The sequence below is a fragment of the Nitratireductor sp. GISD-1A_MAKvit genome, assembly GCF_040819555.1.
In the GTDB taxonomy this organism is placed as follows: Bacteria; Pseudomonadota; Alphaproteobacteria; order Rhizobiales; family Rhizobiaceae; genus Nitratireductor.
Window position 1 is genome coordinate 154167 of record NZ_CP161919.1, and the last position, 17256, is coordinate 171422.

Annotated in this window: 17 protein-coding genes, 1 pseudogene and 2 riboswitches; of the genes and pseudogenes, 11 read left to right on the forward strand and 7 right to left on the reverse strand. The window is 63.1% G+C overall.

The genetic code is table 11. From position 1 onward, the window contains the following. Window positions 1–2 precede the first annotated feature (2 nt). A pseudogene (gene cobW, locus AB2N04_RS00760) lies at window positions 3–1041 on the reverse strand (cobalamin biosynthesis protein CobW). A gap of 172 nt (window positions 1042–1213) precedes the next feature. Further along, window positions 1214–1416: riboswitch (cobalamin riboswitch) on the reverse strand. Between the two features lie 61 nt (window positions 1417–1477). Continuing rightward, window positions 1478–1677, forward strand: a riboswitch (cobalamin riboswitch). A 34-nt stretch (window positions 1678–1711) separates the two neighbouring features. On the opposite strand from cobW, the gene AB2N04_RS00765 reads away from it, so the two are divergent. The 3 genes from AB2N04_RS00765 to cobO are packed head-to-tail and all read left to right on the forward strand — an operon-like array spanning window position 1712 to window position 3482. Next, the gene (locus AB2N04_RS00765) at window positions 1712–2332 is read left to right on the forward strand and encodes a HupE/UreJ family protein (protein WP_367714254.1); all 621 of its coding nucleotides are present in this window, start codon (window positions 1712–1714) and stop codon (window positions 2330–2332) included. Window positions 2333–2347: 15 nt separating this feature from the next. Next, window positions 2348–2866: a bifunctional adenosylcobinamide kinase/adenosylcobinamide-phosphate guanylyltransferase gene (cobU, locus tag AB2N04_RS00770; RefSeq protein WP_367714255.1), complete on the forward strand. Its 519-nt coding sequence runs from the start codon at window positions 2348–2350 to the stop codon at window positions 2864–2866. 1 nt (window position 2867) lies between these two features. Beyond that, window positions 2868–3482 carry a cob(I)yrinic acid a,c-diamide adenosyltransferase gene (gene cobO, locus AB2N04_RS00775; protein ID WP_367714256.1) on the forward strand — a complete coding sequence of 205 codons (615 nt, stop codon included), beginning with the start codon at window positions 2868–2870 and terminating at the stop codon, window positions 3480–3482. Between the two features lie 166 nt (window positions 3483–3648). Here cobO and cbiB read toward each other — a convergent pair whose 3' ends face one another. Next, window positions 3649–4617, reverse strand: a complete 969-nt coding sequence (gene cbiB / locus AB2N04_RS00780; RefSeq protein ID WP_367714257.1) for an adenosylcobinamide-phosphate synthase CbiB — start codon at window positions 4615–4617, stop codon at window positions 3649–3651. Here cbiB and cobD point away from each other — a divergent pair. Together cobD and AB2N04_RS00790 are read left to right on the forward strand one after the other, a co-directional pair. Then, window positions 4610–5656, forward strand: coding sequence for a threonine-phosphate decarboxylase CobD (gene cobD / locus AB2N04_RS00785; protein WP_367714258.1), 1047 nt, complete (start codon window positions 4610–4612; stop codon window positions 5654–5656). The two genes, cbiB and cobD, sit on opposite strands and share 8 nt — an antisense overlap. Next, complete coding sequence (locus AB2N04_RS00790) at window positions 5656–6162, forward strand: tyrosine phosphatase family protein (RefSeq protein ID WP_367714259.1); 507 nt, start codon at window positions 5656–5658, stop codon at window positions 6160–6162. Before cobD ends, AB2N04_RS00790 begins: the two co-directional genes overlap by 1 nt. Window positions 6163–6207: 45 nt before the next feature. Here AB2N04_RS00790 and nhaC read toward each other — a convergent pair whose 3' ends face one another. The 4 genes from nhaC to AB2N04_RS00810 all read right to left on the reverse strand — a co-directional run bounded on the left by nhaC (window position 6208) and on the right by AB2N04_RS00810 (window position 11207). Continuing rightward, window positions 6208–7719 carry a Na+/H+ antiporter NhaC gene (nhaC, locus tag AB2N04_RS00795; protein WP_367714260.1) on the reverse strand — a complete coding sequence of 504 codons (1512 nt, stop codon included), beginning with the start codon at window positions 7717–7719 and terminating at the stop codon, window positions 6208–6210. Window positions 7720–7909: 190 nt separating this feature from the next. Next, the gene (locus AB2N04_RS00800; RefSeq protein ID WP_367714261.1) at window positions 7910–8896 is read right to left on the reverse strand and encodes an LLM class flavin-dependent oxidoreductase; all 987 of its coding nucleotides are present in this window, start codon (window positions 8894–8896) and stop codon (window positions 7910–7912) included. A 126-nt stretch (window positions 8897–9022) separates the two neighbouring features. Next, a complete protein-coding gene (locus tag AB2N04_RS00805) occupies window positions 9023–10237 on the reverse strand; it encodes a CaiB/BaiF CoA transferase family protein (RefSeq protein ID WP_367714262.1) in 1215 nt (404 codons plus the stop codon). Window positions 10238–10241: 4 nt separating this feature from the next. Beyond that, window positions 10242–11207 carry a hydroxymethylglutaryl-CoA lyase gene (locus AB2N04_RS00810; RefSeq protein WP_367714263.1) on the reverse strand — a complete coding sequence of 322 codons (966 nt, stop codon included), beginning with the start codon at window positions 11205–11207 and terminating at the stop codon, window positions 10242–10244. 149 nt (window positions 11208–11356) lie between these two features. On the opposite strand from AB2N04_RS00810, the gene AB2N04_RS00815 reads away from it, so the two are divergent. Genes AB2N04_RS00815 through AB2N04_RS00835 form a run of 5 tightly spaced genes read left to right on the forward strand, consistent with a single transcriptional unit; the run spans window position 11357 to window position 15019 of the window. Continuing rightward, window positions 11357–12049 (forward strand): GntR family transcriptional regulator, encoded by a 693-nt coding sequence (locus AB2N04_RS00815; protein WP_367714264.1) that lies wholly within the window; start codon window positions 11357–11359, stop codon window positions 12047–12049. 59 nt (window positions 12050–12108) lie between these two features. Then, entirely contained in the window at window positions 12109–12636 is a 528-nt protein-coding gene (locus AB2N04_RS00820; protein ID WP_367714265.1) for a Bug family tripartite tricarboxylate transporter substrate binding protein, read from the forward strand. After that, entirely contained in the window at window positions 12548–13078 is a 531-nt protein-coding gene (locus AB2N04_RS00825; RefSeq protein WP_367714266.1) for a Bug family tripartite tricarboxylate transporter substrate binding protein, read from the forward strand. Before AB2N04_RS00820 ends, AB2N04_RS00825 begins: the two co-directional genes overlap by 89 nt. Then, a complete protein-coding gene (locus AB2N04_RS00830) occupies window positions 13075–13506 on the forward strand; it encodes a tripartite tricarboxylate transporter TctB family protein (protein ID WP_025031717.1) in 432 nt (143 codons plus the stop codon). Before AB2N04_RS00825 ends, AB2N04_RS00830 begins: the two co-directional genes overlap by 4 nt. Window positions 13507–13510: 4 nt before the next feature. Further along, on the forward strand, window positions 13511–15019 hold the full coding sequence (locus AB2N04_RS00835) for a tripartite tricarboxylate transporter permease (RefSeq protein WP_367714267.1): 1509 nt from the start codon (window positions 13511–13513) through the stop codon (window positions 15017–15019). A gap of 147 nt (window positions 15020–15166) precedes the next feature. Here AB2N04_RS00835 and purU read toward each other — a convergent pair whose 3' ends face one another. Further along, on the reverse strand, window positions 15167–16021 hold the full coding sequence (gene purU, locus AB2N04_RS00840) for a formyltetrahydrofolate deformylase (RefSeq protein ID WP_367714268.1): 855 nt from the start codon (window positions 16019–16021) through the stop codon (window positions 15167–15169). A gap of 227 nt (window positions 16022–16248) precedes the next feature. Between purU and iolG the strand changes: the two genes are divergently transcribed. After that, window positions 16249–17250, forward strand: coding sequence for an inositol 2-dehydrogenase (gene iolG / locus AB2N04_RS00845; RefSeq protein WP_367714269.1), 1002 nt, complete (start codon window positions 16249–16251; stop codon window positions 17248–17250). The last annotated feature ends 6 nt before the right edge of the window (window positions 17251–17256 follow it).

Sequence of the window (17256 nt, forward strand, 5' to 3'; positions counted from 1 at the left end):
GGTCAGGCCGTCAACAGGCTCTCGATACGCGCGCGGTCGATGCCCTTGAGGCCGATCACCACGAGCCGCGTTTCGGCGGCTTCGCCGGCCTTCCACGGACGGTCATAGTGGTGCGAGACGCGCGGGGCCGACCGCCTGCACCTGCAGGCGCATGGGCTTGCCCTTCACATGGGCGAACCCCTTGAGCCGCAAAACCTCACCGGTTTCCACCGCCGCATTGACCCGCGCTTCCAGTTCCTCGGGGTGCAGCACCGGCGGCAGATCCACAACGAATGTGTCGAAATCGTCATGTTCGTGGTCATGCGGGTCGTCGTGATGCGTCTTGCGGTTTTCGATGTCGTCTTCCACCGCGAGCCCGAGACCGAGCAACAGCGCCGGGTCCACCTTGCCATGAGCGCTCGGCACGATCTGCACATTGCGCGACAGATGGCTTTCGACGCGGGCGCGGGCGCGCTCGTTGCCTTCCGCGTCCAGAAGGTCGCTCTTGGACAAGACGATCAGATCGGCGCAGGCCACCTGATCGTCGAACACCTCTTCCACCGGATCATCATGGTCGAGCGTTTCGTCCGCCGCGCGCTGCGCGGCAAGTGCATCCATGTCGTTCGCCACCTGACCGTCTGCCAGCGCCGGCCCGTCCACCACGGCAATCACGCCATCGACCGTCACGCGGTTCTTGATCGCCGGCCACTGGAAGGCCTGCACCAGCGGCTTGGGCAAAGCGAGGCCCGAGGTCTCGATCAGGATGTGATCCACCTTCGGTTCGCGGGCGAGGATCTGGTCGAGGGCCGGAACGAAATCATCGGCCACGGTGCAGCAGATGCAGCCATTGGCCAGTTCCAGAACGTTCTCCTCGGGGCAGGTGTCGAGCCCGCAGCCTTTCAGCACCTCGCCATCGACGCCGGCATCGCCGAATTCGTTGACGATGATGGCAAGCCGCTTGCCCTTGGTGTTCTCCAGCACATTGCGAATGAGCGTCGTCTTGCCGGCGCCGAGAAAGCCGGTCACGACGGTGCAGGGCACACGATTGAAGCTCGTGGTCATAAGATATCCTTCAGATGGAGCGTGGTGAATGCGGGGATGCGGGTGAGGGGCACGCAAGCCGTTTCAGGCCGCGTACTGGCAGAGACACCATGAATGGTCGGGAGATCGCGCGCGGTGGCGCTGTCGGCAGTCACAATGCACACTCCTTGCCCGGGACACCCGCCAGGCGGTCAGGATTTCATTTTCAGACGGCAGGTTTCCTGGCTCACGGGTCGCTGCGCTCTCCAGCCTTCCCAGGGCGTTGCCCCAGTGGCGTGTCAGGTGCGCTCTCCGCTTACAGTTGCGGGGACAGCTGCGGCATTGGGCAAGGCCCGCACCGCATTCCCTCTTAGCCTCCTCCCTTGAGGGAAGAGGACCGTCTATCGCGCATTTACGGCTCGCCCGCCGCGTCTGTCAATGCGGGCAACAAAGCGATTGCGGGTCTCGGCTTTTCTTGTATGCTCCGGCTGCTGTTGGTTCCGCGCAAGCGGACCAGAGGGAACATGGTGCGGCGCTCAAGCGCCAAGGCCATGGCTGCCCCCGCAACTGTAAGCGGTGAGCGTTTTCCTGATCGCCACTGAGGCATGATGCCTTGGGAAGGCTGGAAAACGCTTCGACCCGTGAGCCAGGAAACCTGCCGACAGCCTGAAAGAAACACCGCATCCCTCGGGTGGAGGGGAAAGGACCAGACATGACCGCGCGTATCGCACGCATTTTTTCCGCATTCGTTTTTGCATCGCTCTTCGCAACCAGCGCCAAGGCCCATCACGCCATGGACGGAGAGACACCCACAACCCTTTATGAGGGGCTGGTTTCGGGGCTCGCCCATCCCGTGATCGGGCTTGACCATCTCGCTTTCATCGTTGCCGCCGGCCTCATTGCCGCTGTCGCCGGCATGAGCCTTTTCGCGCCGCTGCTCTTCGTCGCCGGTTCGCTCATCGGCGTCGGTCTGCACCTGATGCTGCTCGATCTTCCGGCGGCGGAAATCGTCATCGCGGCAAGCGTTCTTGCCGGCGGCTGGCTGCTGGCCCGTGGACGGGCGTTGGAAAACCACATGCTCGTTTTCGCGCTGTTTCTGGTGGTCGGCGTGTTCCATGGCTATGCCTTCGGCGAGGCCATTGTCGGCAGCGAGGAGACGCCGCTGATTGCCTATCTCGCCGGCCTTGCCGCGATCCAGAGCGCCATCGCGCTTGGCGCCTATTTGCTGGTCCGTTCGCGCGGCTGGGCGGTGGAGGCCATGCAGCCCCGGCTTGCCGGTGCAGCGATCCTTGGCGTCGGCGTGACCTTCCTTGCCGGGCATCTTGTCGGCTGAGCCGGCAAAATAGCGATGCGATCCCTTCATCTCGTTCTGGGCGGCGCGCGCTCGGGCAAGAGCCGCCATGCTGAAACGCTGATCGAAGCCACGCCCGCGCCCTGGCACTACATCGCCACGGCGCAGGCCTTCGATGACGAGATGCGCGAACGCATCGCCATGCACCGCGCGCGGCGCAAGGGGGCGGTGGCGGGCGCGTGGCAGACGCACGACGCCCCGCTCGACCTGCCGGGCGTGCTCGAAAAACTGCCATCCAATGAAACGGTTCTGGTCGATTGCCTGACCCTGTGGCTCAGCAATCTCATGCTGAACGACCATGATCCGAAGCCCGTCACCGAGAGGCTTCTATCGGCACTCGCCGCAAGAGAGGGAACCACGGTTCTCGTTTCCAACGAGGTCGGCTTCGGCATCGTGCCCGAAAACGCGCTGGCGCGCCGCTTCCGCGACGAGGCGGGATTCCTGAACCAGAAAGTCGCCGCTGCCGCCGACAGCGTCACGCTGGTGGTTGCCGGCCTGCCCATGAAAGTGAAGTGACATGCGAGAGATCGACACAAACCAGGCCGAGCGCCACAAGGCCAAGATGGAAAAGCGCAAGGCGGTTCAGGATGCCGAAGTGCGCGACAAGACAGTCGAGAAGGGGCTTCTGATCGTCAACACGGGGCCAGGCAAGGGCAAATCCACCGCCGCCTTCGGTCTCGCGCTGCGCATGCTCGGCCATGGCCGCCGGGTGGGTGTCGTGCAGTTCATCAAGGGTGCCTGGCATTGCGGCGAGAAGGATGCTTTTGCTGCCTTCGGCGATCAGGTCTCCTGGCACACGATGGGCGAGGGCTTCACCTGGGAAACGCAGGATCTTGAACGCGACATCGCCGCCGCCGAGCGGGCATGGGGAAAGGCCGAAGAGCTGATGGCCGATCCGACCATCGATCTGGTGGTTCTCGACGAGTTGAACATAGCGCTACGCTACGACTATCTCGATCTTGAACGCGTGGTGTCCGCACTGACCCGGCGGCGCGAGGACCTACATGTGGTGGTGACCGGCCGCAACGCCAAGCCGCTATTGACCGAGGCCGCCGATCTCGTCACCGAAATGGGGCAGGCGAAGCATCATTTCGCCGCTGGCGTGAAAGCGCAAAAGGGTGTGGAGTTTTAGGACACGCTGCAGTGACGCAGTGCGTGGTTCGACAAGCTCACCATGAGGGACGGGAGTGGCTGCAAACACGTTCTACGTGTTCGTGAACAGGCTTGCGGGATACCACATCCCTCATGGTGAGCTTGTCGAACCACGCACAACGCTGTTGCCATGAAATGACGTGCGATCAGAATACCAAAAACCAAAGCCCAGCCGCCACCGCCACAAGCCCGATCAAGAGCCCGTCTGCAATCCGGTAGAGCGCAAGCGCACGGCGGATATCCCCGGCATTGGCCGCGCGACGGCCGCCTTCGCCCATCACCGCATCGTCCACCACTTCGCCGCCATAGCGGCGCGGGCCGGCAAGGGCGAGGCCGAGCGCGCCCGCCATGGCCGCTTCCGGCCAGCCGGCATTGGGCGAGCGATGGTGGCGCGCATCGCGGCGCACCGCGCGCCATGCCGCTCCAGCCGAGGCGTCGCGCATGAAGAACGCGGCACAGACAAAGAGAAGCGCCGTCAGCCGCGAAGCCGGCAGGTTGATCAGATCGTCAAAACGCGCCGCCGCCCAGCCGAAATGAAGATGCCGCGCGCTCCTGTGCCCGATCATCGAATCGGCCGTGTTCGCGGTCTTGTAGATGGCGCCGCCCGCCAGCCCGCCAACCGCCAGCCAGAACACAGGCGCAACCACGCCGTCGGAGCAGTTTTCGGCAAGGCTTTCAATGGCCGCGCGCGAAACGCCGGCCTCGTCAAGGCTTTCGGGATCGCGGCCGACGATCTGCGAAACCGCTCTTCGACCCTCGGGAAGCCCGCCGGTGTCGAGCCCGTCCGCCACCGCTTTCACATGGGCGGCGAGGCTTCTTTGGGCGATCAGAGAGCTGCCCACAAGCGCGGCGACCACCAGCCCCACCCAGCCGGAAAGGCCGGTCTGGATCAACCAGCCGGCAAGACCTGCGAGCACGAGAATGCCCGCCAGCGCCAGCGCGCCAATCATGCGGCGCGCACCGGGCGAAAGGGTTTCGATATTGCATCGCGCGTCCGCCAGCGCGATAAGACGACCGATCCAGGTGACGGGATGACCGATCAGGCGAAAGAGCCGCTGCGGATAGCCGATGGCGAGTTCCACCAGCATGGATGAAAGGGCGATCAGAATGGACATCGGGCCTCGACTGGCTGACCGGGCTGCGGACAGGGTGACCGATCACGGCGGCAGTCTCGTTCAGGCTTCGACGCTCTTTCCGAATGCGCCCACGCCCTTTCTCGACCTGTCCACCGGCATCAACCCGAACCCCTATCCTTTTTCGCCGTTCCCTGCCAGCGCCGTCGAGCGCCTGCCCGAAGAGGCAGACATCGCCGCCCTGACCGAGCGAGCCGCCGCATATTATGGCGCGCCGTCTGCGGCCAACGTCATCGCCGCGCCGGGAACCCAGCTTCTCCTGCCGCTGGTCGCCTCGCTTCTGGCGCCCGGGGCGGCGCGCATTCTCGGCCCCACCTATGCCGAACACGCGCGCGCCGCCGCACTCGCCGGCCACGCGGTCGAAGAGGTGGAGCGCTTCGACGCGCTTCATGGTGCGCCGCTTGCGGTGGTGGTCAATCCAAACAATCCCGACGGGCGGCTGCTAAGCCGCAGAGACCTTCTCGATCTCGCGGAAAACCTGCGCCTCCATGGCGGGGTTCTGGTGGTCGATGAGGCCTTCATGGATGTCGGCCCTCAGGCCGAAAGCATCGCCGGCGACGTGGACGCCGGCAACCTCGTCGTGCTGCGCTCGTTCGGAAAGTTTTTTGGCCTGGCGGGTCTGCGTCTGGGCTTCGCACTTGCTTCGGCGGAGCTTGCGCAGAAACTTTCCGCATGGCTCGGCCCGTGGGCCGTCGCGGGTCCTGCGCTCCATGCGGGCCTCGAAGCGCTCGCCGACCGCGACTGGCAGAGCGCCATGCGGCGTGATCTCATCAAGGCGCGCATACGTCTCGATGCCCTTTTCAACGACGCAGGGCTAACGATCGAAGCCGGCACCGATCTCTTCCGCTTCCTGCGCCATCCCCGCGCGGCAGGGCTGTTCGATCATCTGGGCCGCAATGGCATTCTCGTTCGGCGTTTCGCCGGCCGTCCCGATTGCCTGCGCATCGGCCTGCCGGGAGACGAACAGGGCTTCGAGCGCCTTGGCATGGCGCTGGAAAGCTGGGCCGGGAGCGGCCGGTAATGCTCTATGTCTGCCCCGCATCGCAGCTGGAGCGCATGCTGAAAGCGACCCGTGCGCAGCACATGGTTTCGCTGACATCGAGCAGCGAACCGCCTGCTCTTGCTCAGATCGATACGGTGCCGGAACGTCTGCATCTGGCCATGCACGACATCTCGGATTTGCGTCCGGGCCTCATCGCACCGGCCTTTGAGCAGATCGAAGCATTGCTCGGTTTCGCGCGCGACTGGAACTGGCGCTCGCCCCTGGTGGTGCACTGCCATGCGGGCATCAGCCGCTCCACCGCTGCCGCCTATGTCATCGCCAATCTGTTCGCACGCGAGATGGATGAAGTCGCCCTTGCACACATGCTGCGCGAGCGCGCCCCAAGCGCCACGCCAAACCGCCGCATCGTCGCGCTGGGCGACAGGCTGCTTGAGCGTGAAGGGCGCATGATCCGCGCCATCCACCAGATCGGCCGGGGCAGGGAGGCCTTTGCCGGCGAGCCGTTCCATTACCCCGCCCGCTGAATGCGAAACAGGCCCCGTTACGGAGCCTGTTCAGCTGGCGGCGCCCTATTCTGCGGGCGTTCTGTTCGCCATGGCAGGTGCCTCCCAGCCATGATCGCTGAGATCGGCAATGGTTTCGCCGCTGTCGTGCCAGTCCTCGATCTCGGCCTCGCTCGCTTTCGGCGAGAAAAGCCCGGTATAGGCATAGGCAAGCCCGATCACCGGCGAAAGCCAGCAGGCGAAGGCGAGGGGGATGTATAACAGGTTCACCAATTGCCCATCGGAAACGCCGAGCGCCAGCGCGCTGATCACGAATGCACCGCCGGCATTCCATGGAATGAGTGGCGAGATCAACGTGCCGCCCTCTTCCACCGCGCGCGAGAGGTTGAGTGTGGAATAGCCCATGCCGCGATAGACCGGTGCATACATGCGCCCGGGCAGCGCTATGGAAAGATAGGGATCGCCTGCGACAAGATTGGTTGCCATCGAGGTTCCCACCGCTGCCGTCTGAACTCCGGCAAAGCTTCTCACCTGTGTCATGATCGTCTTGATGATGGTCTCAAGACACCCGGTCTTCTCCAGCGCGCCACCGAAGCCGAGCGCGATCAGCACCAGTGAAATCGTCCACATCATGGACTGGATGCCGCCGCGATTGAGCAGCGAGTCTATCTCGCTCACGCCCGTGTCTATTTTGTAGCCGCTATTGGCATAGGTGAAGACATCATGCAGTCCCACCCCCTGCGCGATCATCGCCACAAGGCCGCCAGCCAGCACACCGGCAAAGAGAGACGGGATAGGCGGCATGCGCTTCACAGCCAGCGCGATCACCAGAACGGCCGGAAGAAGCAGCCAGGGCGAGATCACGAAATTTTCCTGCAGCGAAGCGGTGATCGCGGTGATCTTCTCGAATGATGCGCTGCCCGTTTCAATCAGACCATAGCCGGCAAAAAGATAGATCCCCAGAGCAATCAGCATGGCAGGAAGGGTGGTCGGCAACATGTTTCTGATGTGCGAAAACACGTCGACGCCCGTCACTGCCGGCGCAAGATTGGTGGTGTCGGAAAGCGGCGAGACCTTGTCTCCGAAAAACGCACCCGAAACGACCGCGCCCGCTGTCCAGTAGGCCGGAATGCCAAAGCCGGCACCGATGCCCATCAGCGCCAGGCCAACCGTCCCGACCGTGCCCCAGGAAGTGCCAAGCGAAAGCGAAACCACCGCGCACAGAAGCATCGCTGCGGCAAGGAAGATCTCCGGCGAGAGAATCGTCAGGCCGTAATAGATCAGTGTCGGCACGGTGCCGCTTGCGATCCACACACCGATGATCATGCCAACATTGATGAGCACCGAAACGGAGGGCAGAGACACGTGGATGACGTGGAACACACCCTTTTCAATATCTTCCCAGTCGAAACCCAGCTTGACGCCAACCAGCCCCGTGAGGGCGAGCCCAATGGCAAGCGGCACATGGGGGGTGAAATCGTCGAAATAGAATAGCTGGACGCCCAGCACGATGAGCGTGAGCAGCACCGGCGTCAGCGCGAGCGGTAAGCTCGGCAAAACCTTTTGCGGGGACGACATGTCTCTCTCCCATCCTTGTTCGTCGCGCGCACGTTGACCGTGCTTTTTGTTCAATTGACGATAACAGGAGTAGAAACCCGTTTGGTCCTAATTTGCCAATATCAAGGTCAAATCGACCAAATATCCCTTTTCCGGTAGATCAGGTCATGTCCAAAACAGATTTTGAGGGAAGATCTTATCGCTTGCAGCGTCACATGACGGAGAGAATTTCGGCAGCGATCCGGAAGGATTTCAGCCGCGCCGCGTGGTCGTGAATCTGGCCGGTGATGATGATTTCGTCGGGCCTGTATCGCGCCAGGAATGCGCTTAATGCCTCCCGCACGGTTTGCGGGCTTCCCGCCGCCGTGCAGGCAAGCGCCTGCGCCACACCCGCGGCAATGGCGGGTTCGAAGGTTTCGACCACGTTTTCCACCGGGCGGGGCAGGGGGCCCGGTCGCCCTGTGCGCAGATTGGCAAAGGCCTGCTGCATGGACGTTTTGAGAAACTGCCCCTCCGCATCCGTATCGGCGGCAAACACGTTGAGCGCCATCATGAAATGCGGCTTCTTGAGATGTTCGGAGGGCCGGAATGTCTGCCGATAGACTTCGATAGCCTGTTCCAGCGCGGCGGGCGCAAAGTGCGAGGCGAAGGCATAGGGCAGGCCAAGATGCGCGGCAAGCTGCGCGCCATAGAGGCTCGATCCAAGGATCCAGACCGGCACATGTGTGCCCCGGCCCGGAATGGCGCGCACTTTTCGGCTCGGTTCATCGTCTCCCAGATAGGCAATCAGCTCCACCACATCGCGCGGAAAACCCTCGCCATCGTCGAGCCCCCGCCGCAGGGCACGGGCCGTGGCCATGTCGGTGCCCGGCGCGCGGCCAAGTCCCAGATCGATACGGTCCGGATAAAGCGTTGCCAGCGTGCCGAACTGCTCGGCGATGATCAGTGGGGCGTGGTTGGGCAGCATCACACCGCCCGCTCCGACGCGGATCGTCTTCGTGGCGGCGGCCACCTGCCCGATCAGGACCGAAGTTGCCGCGCTGGCGATGCCGGCCATGTTGTGGTGCTCGGCCAGCCAGAACCGGCGATAGCCCCAGCTTTCGGCATGGCGGGCAAGATCAAGCGTGTTGTTCAGCGCATCGGCAACGCTCGATCCGTCAGGGACGGGCGCCAGGTCGAGAACGGAAAAGGGGATCATCGGAGAGCTCCGGGAGGAAAAACACTCACCGGCATATGGGTGCCGTTCAGCGCCGATCCAAGGGTGGCTCATTCAATGGCCCCTGAACCAACGGGCAAAGCGCTGGCATCCAGTCTTCAGATTGTTTCAACGCCCCATTGCATTATTACCCCCGATGGCGCCTTCCTTTGCCAGCGCTTCAATCTCGTCAGCGTTGAAGCCGCTCGCTTCCAGAACCGCCCTCGTGTCCGCGCCCAGCTCGGGCGCTGGATGGCGCAGGCGGCAGGGGGTGTCGCTCAGCTTCACCGGAAAGCCCAGCATGCGGATCGGCCCGTGGTTCGGCTGGTCAACCTCGATCACCATTTCCTGCGCCCGCGTCTGCGGGTCGTTCAGCGCCTCGGCCAGGTTCTGCACCTTGCCGCAGGGCACGCCGGCGGCGTTGAGCCGCGCAATCCATTCCTCCTGCGTGTCCCGACCGACTGCCTGATTGATCATCTCGTTGAGTTCGGGTCGGCGGGAGAAGCGCTTGTCGTTCGTGTCGTAGCGCGGATCTACCATCAGGTGACCGAGCTCCAGAACATCGAGAAACCGCTTCAGGATCACGTCGTTGGAGGGGGCAACGGCAATCTCGCCATCCCGCGCTCTGAAGAGGCCGTAAGGAGCCACAAGCGGGTGGTCATTGCCGGTGCGCGCGGGCAGCTCTCCGGTGGTGAAATATTCCGACGCCAGATAGGCCATCATGCTGATTGCGCCATTCATCATGGCGCTTTCCACATGCTGTCCCGTTCCATTGAGATCGCGCGCGCGCAGGGCGCTCACAATGCCGAATGCACAGTAAAGACCGGCAACCAGATCGGTGATCGGCTGCGCGACGCGCATCGGCTCCGTGCCTTCCGCGCCGTTCACGCTCATGAGCCCGCTCATGGCCTGGGCGATAAAATCGAAGGCAGGGCGGTCCACATAGGGGCCGGTCGAGCCATAGCCGTTCACATTGGCCGTCACCAGCCTCGGATTGAGCGCTTTCAGGCGTTCCTCGCCAAAACCCATCTTCGCCATCACGCCGGGGCGGAAATTGTCGATGAGGACGTCAGCGCCAGAGATCAGCCGCTCCAGCACCGCACGGCCGCGCTCGCTGTAAAGGTCGATGACAACCGATTTCTTGTTGCGGTTGAAGCTCGCATAATAGGCCGAGAACCCGTCGCGCAGCGTGCCCTGTTCGCGGATCGGGTCACCCTTGGCAGGCTCCACCTTGATCACCTCCGCCCCCATGTCGCCCAGCATCATGGTGCAGAACGGGCCGGAGAGAACCCGCGTCAGATCAATGACGCGAATGCCCTCAAGCGGCGCTTTTTTCTCGGTCATGTTCTCAGCCATTGGCGGTCGCAACGCTGTCCATGCTGGCGGTCTGGAGACGCGGTCCCGCCTTCATCACCTGGCCCGGAAGCGTGCGCCCGATCATCGCTTCGGCTTCCTGCGCGACACCGATGAGCTTTTCCAGATCGACTCCGGTTTCCACCCCGCATTCGCTCAGCATGTAGACGAGATCCTCGGTGCAGATATTGCCCGTCGCGCGCGGCACGAAGGGGCAGCCGCCAAGGCCGCCAATGCTTGCCTCATAGCGGGACACACCCTCCAGCAGCCCCGCATAGACACAGGCAAGCCCCACGCCGCGCGTGTTGTGGAAATGCAGCGCGATGTCGGCTTCCGGTACCGCCTGTTTCAATGCGCGGCAGCGCTCTTGCACCACGGGCGGTGTCGCCATTCCGGTCGTATCTCCCAGTGAAAGCGTCGTGATGCCCATGTCGCGATAGGCGCGGGCGATCTCCACCACGGAGGAAACCGGCACTTCGCCCTCGAAGGGACAGCCAAAGGATGTGGCAATCGCCCCGAAGACCGGAATCTTCGCATCGCCAGCAATGCGCACGATATCGGCGAAGCCTCCAAGCGATTGCGCGCGGGTGCGGTTCACATTCTTCAGATTGTGGCTCTCCGAGGCCGACATGAAAACGACCATGGCATCGACACCCGCCTCGGCCGCACGATCGGCACCGCGCGTATTGGGCACAAGAGCAGTCAGCACCGCGCCCTTCGAGCGGTCGATGCCGGCCAGAACGTCTGCTGCATCCCGCATCTGCGGCACGGCGCGTGGCGAAACGAAGGACGTGACCTCCAGATGGCGGATGCCGGCATCGATCAGCCCGTTGACGAGCGCGATCTTTCTCTCCGTCGGCACAAATTGGGGTTCCGATTGCAATCCGTCGCGCGGTCCCACTTCGACGACGCTGACGCGCTCGGGGAACCCTTTCACAAGGTGGCCGGCTGGTGCTGTCACGATTTTTCCTCCAACCTGATTGCATCGGTAGACCGGATTGGTATACCGTCTTGCAAAGAGCGGTCAATGCCCGTTCCAAAAATGGCAGACCGGAGGGCAGGGAGGCTTGTCCGGACCGCCGCACATGCAGGGAGGAGTGCCCGTCCATCATGGGTGAGGCTGCAAAAGACATGGCTGAACAGCCGCTCGGCGAGCGCGTGCTTTCGCGCATTCGCGGGGATGTGCTGTCGCTCAAGCTTGCGCCGGGCGAGGTCGTGTCCGAACGATCGCTGGAAACCACCTATGGCGTTTCGCGCACGCCCATCCGGCAGGCGCTGGCGGAGCTGATCCGTGAAGGGCTCGTCGTGAAGGCCGAGCGGGGCTATGCCATCGCGCCCTTCGACCTGCAGCAGCTTGAGGAAATCTTCGAATACCGCGAGATCGTCGAGGACGCGGCGATCCGTCTCGCCTGCGAGCGGGGAAGGCCTGAGGAGCTGGACGCCATCCTGCGCACGGTGGACGAAGGCCTGAGCGACTTCACGCCCGACGACTGGTTCGAGGCAGGGCTCGACGTGCATGTGCAGCTTGCCGCCCTTTCGGGCAATCGCTTCCTGCGCGATGCGGTGCAGGACGCGGTCAACCGCACGATCCGCGCCCGCTGGCTGGTGGCGAGCTCGCCGGAGGCGCGCGCGATCGCCCACCGCGAGCACAATGAAATCATAGCGCTTGTCCGGCAGCGGAAAACTGAGGAGGCCGCCGCCGCTATTCGCAGGCATGCGCGCGATGTGCGCGGGCAGATCCTGCAGGCGCTGGAGGATTCGCGCCGCCTTTTCGGCGCGCGCGGGTTTGTGGAAGGAGGCTGAGAGCGGACGCTAATCCGGTCTCAGACACGGAAATTTCGACTTCAATGAGGGAGGACTTGATGAAGACACTTTCAAAGCTTTTTGGGGCGGCTGTCCTGTGGACGTCGCTTTCCGTGGCTGGTGCCACGGCTGCCGAGTGCATCGCACCTGCCGATCCCGGCGGTGGCTGGGACTTCACCTGCCGCACCATCGGCAAGATGCTCTTCGACCAGAAGCTGGTGGATGCACCGGTTCAGGTCACCAACATGCCGGGCGGCGTGGGCGCGGTCGCCTATGCCAAGGTCATGTCGTCGCGCGCCGACGATGCGGAGCTGATGGTGGCAACTTCCACAGTGGGCGTCACGCAGATCGCGCAGGGCAAATATCCGGCCGACACGTCGGTGATGCGCTGGGTGGCCATGCTGGGCACCGATGTCGGCGTGATCGTCGTGCCGAAGGATTCGGACTTCAAGACGCTCGACGATCTGGTGGCCGCGCTCAAGGAAGACCCGAGCGCACTTGCTGTCGCCGGCTCTTCCGGCGCTGGCGGCTGGGATCATATCCGCCTCCTCATGCTGGCGCAGGGCCGCCGGCCTCTCGGGCGATGAATACAAGCAGATCCGCTGGGTGCAGTTCGATGGCGGCGGCCCCGCCGTCACGCAGATGATCGGCGGGCAGGTTCAGGCGGTCTCCACCGATCTGGGCGAAATCGCCGGCTTCGTGGAATCGGGCGACATCCGCATTCTGGCAGCCCTCTCCGACGAGCGCATTCCCGCCTTCCCGGATTCACCCACCGCAAAGGAACAGGGCCTCGATGTGACCGGCTACAACTGGCGCGGTTTCTACACGGGCGGCGAGGTCTCCGACGAAGGCTACAATGCCTGGGTCGAGCGCCTGCAGAAACTCTATGACACGGACGACTGGAAAGAGACCGCCAAGGGCAACGGCCTTGTGCCGGTGTGGCGCGGCGGCGCGGAGTTCGAGGCCTATGTGAAGGACCAGTCCGAACAGATGCGCAAGATTTCCCAGGAGATCGGAGTCATCAAGTGACAGACAGGATCGTCGGCCTTTTTCTTCTGGCCATTTCGATCTGGTACGGCGTGACCGCGGGAGACTATGAGGCGAGCTTCGGCGACCCTCTTGGCCCCGCGGCCTTTCCCATCATGCTGTCCGTGCCCGCGGCCATCCTCAGCCTGACGATGATCATCCGCCCGGATGAGGAGCCGGCCTGGGTCACGGGCAAGCCGCTTCTGTTGCAGGTTGGAGCGGTCTCGCTTCTGCTTGCCTATGCGGGCTTTCTGGAGGTGCTCGGCTTTCCGCTTGCCACCTTCATCGCCGTCGCGCTTTTGGGGCGCATCCTGCGCAGCTCATGGCCGAAATCCATCGCTTCTGCGGCGATCATGAGCGCGTTCCTGTTTCTTGCCTTCGACAAGCTGCTCGGCCTGCCGCTGCCGCTTCTCCCAGAATTCGTGAGCTGATTTCATGGATATGCTCTCCGCCCTGGCGCAGGGTTTTGCGGTGGCAATCACGCCGACCAATCTGGCACTGGCGCTGTTCGGCTGCTTCGCGGGAACGCTGATCGGCGCGCTGCCGGGGCTTGGCCCCGTGAACGGCGTCGCCATCCTCATCCCGCTCGCCTTCTCGCTCGGGCTGGAGCCCACGTCAGCGCTCATAATGCTGTCATGCATCTATTATGGCTGCATGTATGGCGGGCGCATCTCCTCGATCATGCTCAACATTCCCGGCGACGAGCCGGCCATCATGACGACGCTCGACGGCTACCCTATGGCGCGCGCCGGCAAGGCTTCGGAGGCGTTGGCCATATCGGCGGTCGCCTCTTTTGTCGGTGCCACCTTCGCCACGATCGGCCTCACGCTTTTCGCGCCGCTTCTGGCCAAGGCCGCCATCTATTTCGGCCCAGCGGATTATTTCGCGCTCTATGTCATGGCCTTCGCCACAATCGGCGGCATCACCTCGGTCAATCCGTTCAAGACGCTGCTTGCCGCCTTCATCGGGTTGATGATCGCCACGGTCGGCCTCGACCCCGCGACGGGCACGGCGCGCTACACGGCCGGTTCGTTCCACCTGTATGACGGGTTCGATCCCATCGTTGCCATTGTCGGCCTGTTCGCCATTTCCGAGGTGCTGGTCTATCTGGAGCGGGTCCATCAGGGGCAGGAGAAGATGGTTCCGCTGGGCCGCGCCCTGCCGCGCTTCAGGGACATGATGGCCGGCGGCTGGGCCAATCTGCGCGGCTCTGTCATCGGCTTTGTCTGCGGCATCCTGCCGGGTGCCGGCGCCTCGCTCGGCGCTTTCATGTCCTACATCGCCGAGCAGCGCTGGAGCGCGAAGGACGGCAAGTTCGGCGAGGGCGATCCGCGCGGCATCGCGGCTCCCGAAGCCGGCAACAATGCCGCGTCCGGCGGCGCGCTCATCCCCATGCTCACGCTCGGCGTGCCGGGCAGCGGCACCACGGCCGTCATGCTGGCGCTGTTGATCTCGCTCAACATCCAGCCCGGCCCGCTGCTCTTCGACCGGCAGCCCGAGCTGGTCTGGGGGCTGATCGCCGCGCTCTATCTCGCCAACATCGCGCTGCTCATCATGAACATCCCGATGATCGGTCTGTTCACGCGCATGCTCTCCATGCCGCAATGGGTGCTGATGCCCTTCGTCGTGATGGTCAGCTTTCTCGGTGTCTACTCGATCAGCCACTCCACCTTCGACCTGTTCGTCATGGTCGGGTTCGGCGTGATGGGCTACATCCTGCGCATGCTGGGCATTTCTCTGGTGCCGGTCATTCTGGGCCTGCTTCTGGGTGCCGACATGGAAAACAATCTGCGCCGCGCGCTTTCCATCTCGAACGGTGATTTCCAGATCCTGTTTTCAAGCCCGATCGCGCTGACGCTCTACGCCATCACCGCGACCATGCTGGGCCTCGCCTTCCTGCTGGCCTTCCGCTCGCGCAAAAGGGCCCGCGCAGCGGCAGGCTGAGACCTCAACACCTCTACGCTTCGTCATCCTCGGGCCTGACCCGAGGATCCATGCCGGAACCGCCTTCATTTGCACCAACAACGGCATAGATACCCGGCTCAAGGCCGGGCATGACGAAAGTGGGAGGGATCACACCGTTGACAGGTGTCACCCGAAAACGACCGTCTTGTGCCCGTTCATCATCACCCGGTTTTCCAGGTGCAGCTTGACGGCGCGGGCGAGAACCCGGCTCTCGATGTCGCGGCCGGTGGCGACGAAATCCTCCGCCGTCATGGCATGCGTCACGCGCTCGGTTTCCTGCTCGATGATCGGCCCCTCATCGAGATCCGGCGTCACGTAATGCGCCGTCGCGCCGATCAGCTTCACCCCGCGCTCATGCGCCTGGTGATAGGGCTTTGCGCCCTTGAAGCTCGGCAGGAAGGAATGGTGGATGTTGATCACCTTGCCGTAGAGCCGGTTTGAAAGCTCATTGGAAAGCACCTGCATATAGCGCGCGAGGATGACGAGGTCCGCACCCGTCTCCTTGAACAGGTCGAGAAGCTTTGCCTCCTGCTCCTGCTTGTTGTCCTTTGTCACCTTCCAAAAGTGATAAGGAATGCCCTCCATCTCCGCTGTCGCACGCGAATCCTCGTGGTTCGAAACGATGGCCACCACTTCGGCATCCAGCCAGCCAACGCGGATCTGGTAGAGCAGGTGCAAAAGCGCGTGATCGAACTTCGACACCATGATGATGATCTTCGGCCGCCGTGTCGTGTCGGTGATCGCCGTCTTCATGTCGAAGCGTACAATGGCCGGCTCCAGCGCCCGCAGCAATCCATCGCGCTCCACGCCCTCCGGTGCCGTCACGGCGATGCGCATGAAGAAGCGGTTTGTCTGGCGGTCCCAGAACTGGTTGGATTCGGCGATGTTGGCACCAAGACCGGCAAGCTCCGTCGTCACCGCGGCCACGATGCCGGGGCGGTCTTCGCAGGTGAGATTGATGTGAAACGTCTTCTCGGTCATGGCGCGGCCTGAACTGGTTGTCTTGGTGGATGTACGTCCGAATGGGCGCGCTGCTTTATACGCGATCAAACGAGGATTGAAACGGCATTGTTTCCCTGATCTGTTGGCGCAGAGCGCGTGCTTTCGCTTGACCAAAACGCCAGATATGGAATAAAAATTACATAATTGCGAATGATTGATTTCGTAATTCCATTTTTGGCGCGGCCGACCCATTGAAAGAAACACATATGGCAGTGAATTTCGCACTTCTCGGCGCCGGACGGATCGGCAGGGTTCATGCAAAAGCGATCGCCGGAAATGCCGATGCCCGGCTTGTCGCCGTTTCCGATGCCTTTGCCGAGGCGGCGCAGGCCGTGGCCGATGCCTATGGATGCGCGGTTCGCGGCATTGACGAAATAGAGGCCGACAAGAGCATTGATGCCGTCGTCATCTGCACGCCGACCGATACGCATGCGGAGCTGATCGAGCGCTTCGCCCGCGCCGGCAAGGCCGTTTTTTGCGAAAAGCCCATCGATCTCGACCTTGCGCGCGTGAAGCAGTGTCTTGGCGTGGTGAAGGATACGGGGGCCGTGCTCATGGTGGGTTTCAACCGCCGTTTCGATCCGCATTTCGCCGCCGTGCGCGCCGCCATCGACGAAGGTCAAATCGGTCCCGTCGAGATGGTACAGATCACCTCGCGCGATCCCGGCCCGCCGCCTGTCAGCTATATCAAATCCTCAGGCGGCATTCTGCGTGACATGACGATCCACGATTTCGACATGGCTCGCTTTCTGCTTGGCGAGGAGCCTGAAACGGTGTTCGCCACCGCCTCCGTGCTGGTCGATCCGGCGATTGGCGAGGCGGGTGATTTCGACAGCGTGTCCGTCATCCTCACCACCGCATCCGGGCGGCAATGCAGCATCTCCAATTCACGCCGCGCCACCTATGGCTATGACCAGCGGATCGAAGTTCTGGGCGCTGCGGGCGCAATCGCGGCGGAAAACCAGCGGCCCGTTTCCATCGAGATCGCCAATGCGCAGGGTTTTACCCGCCCGCCGCTGCATGATTTCTTCATGACCCGCTACACGGAGGCCTACGCCGCCGAGATCGCATCCTTTGTGGCCGCCATTGTCGAGGGCAGGCCGGCATCCCCCTCGGGCGAAGATGGTCTGCGCGCGCTGGCACTGGCCGATGCAGCGCTGCTTTCGGTGAAGCAGGGCCGTTCGGTGAAGCTCTCGGAAATCCTCTGAACTGGG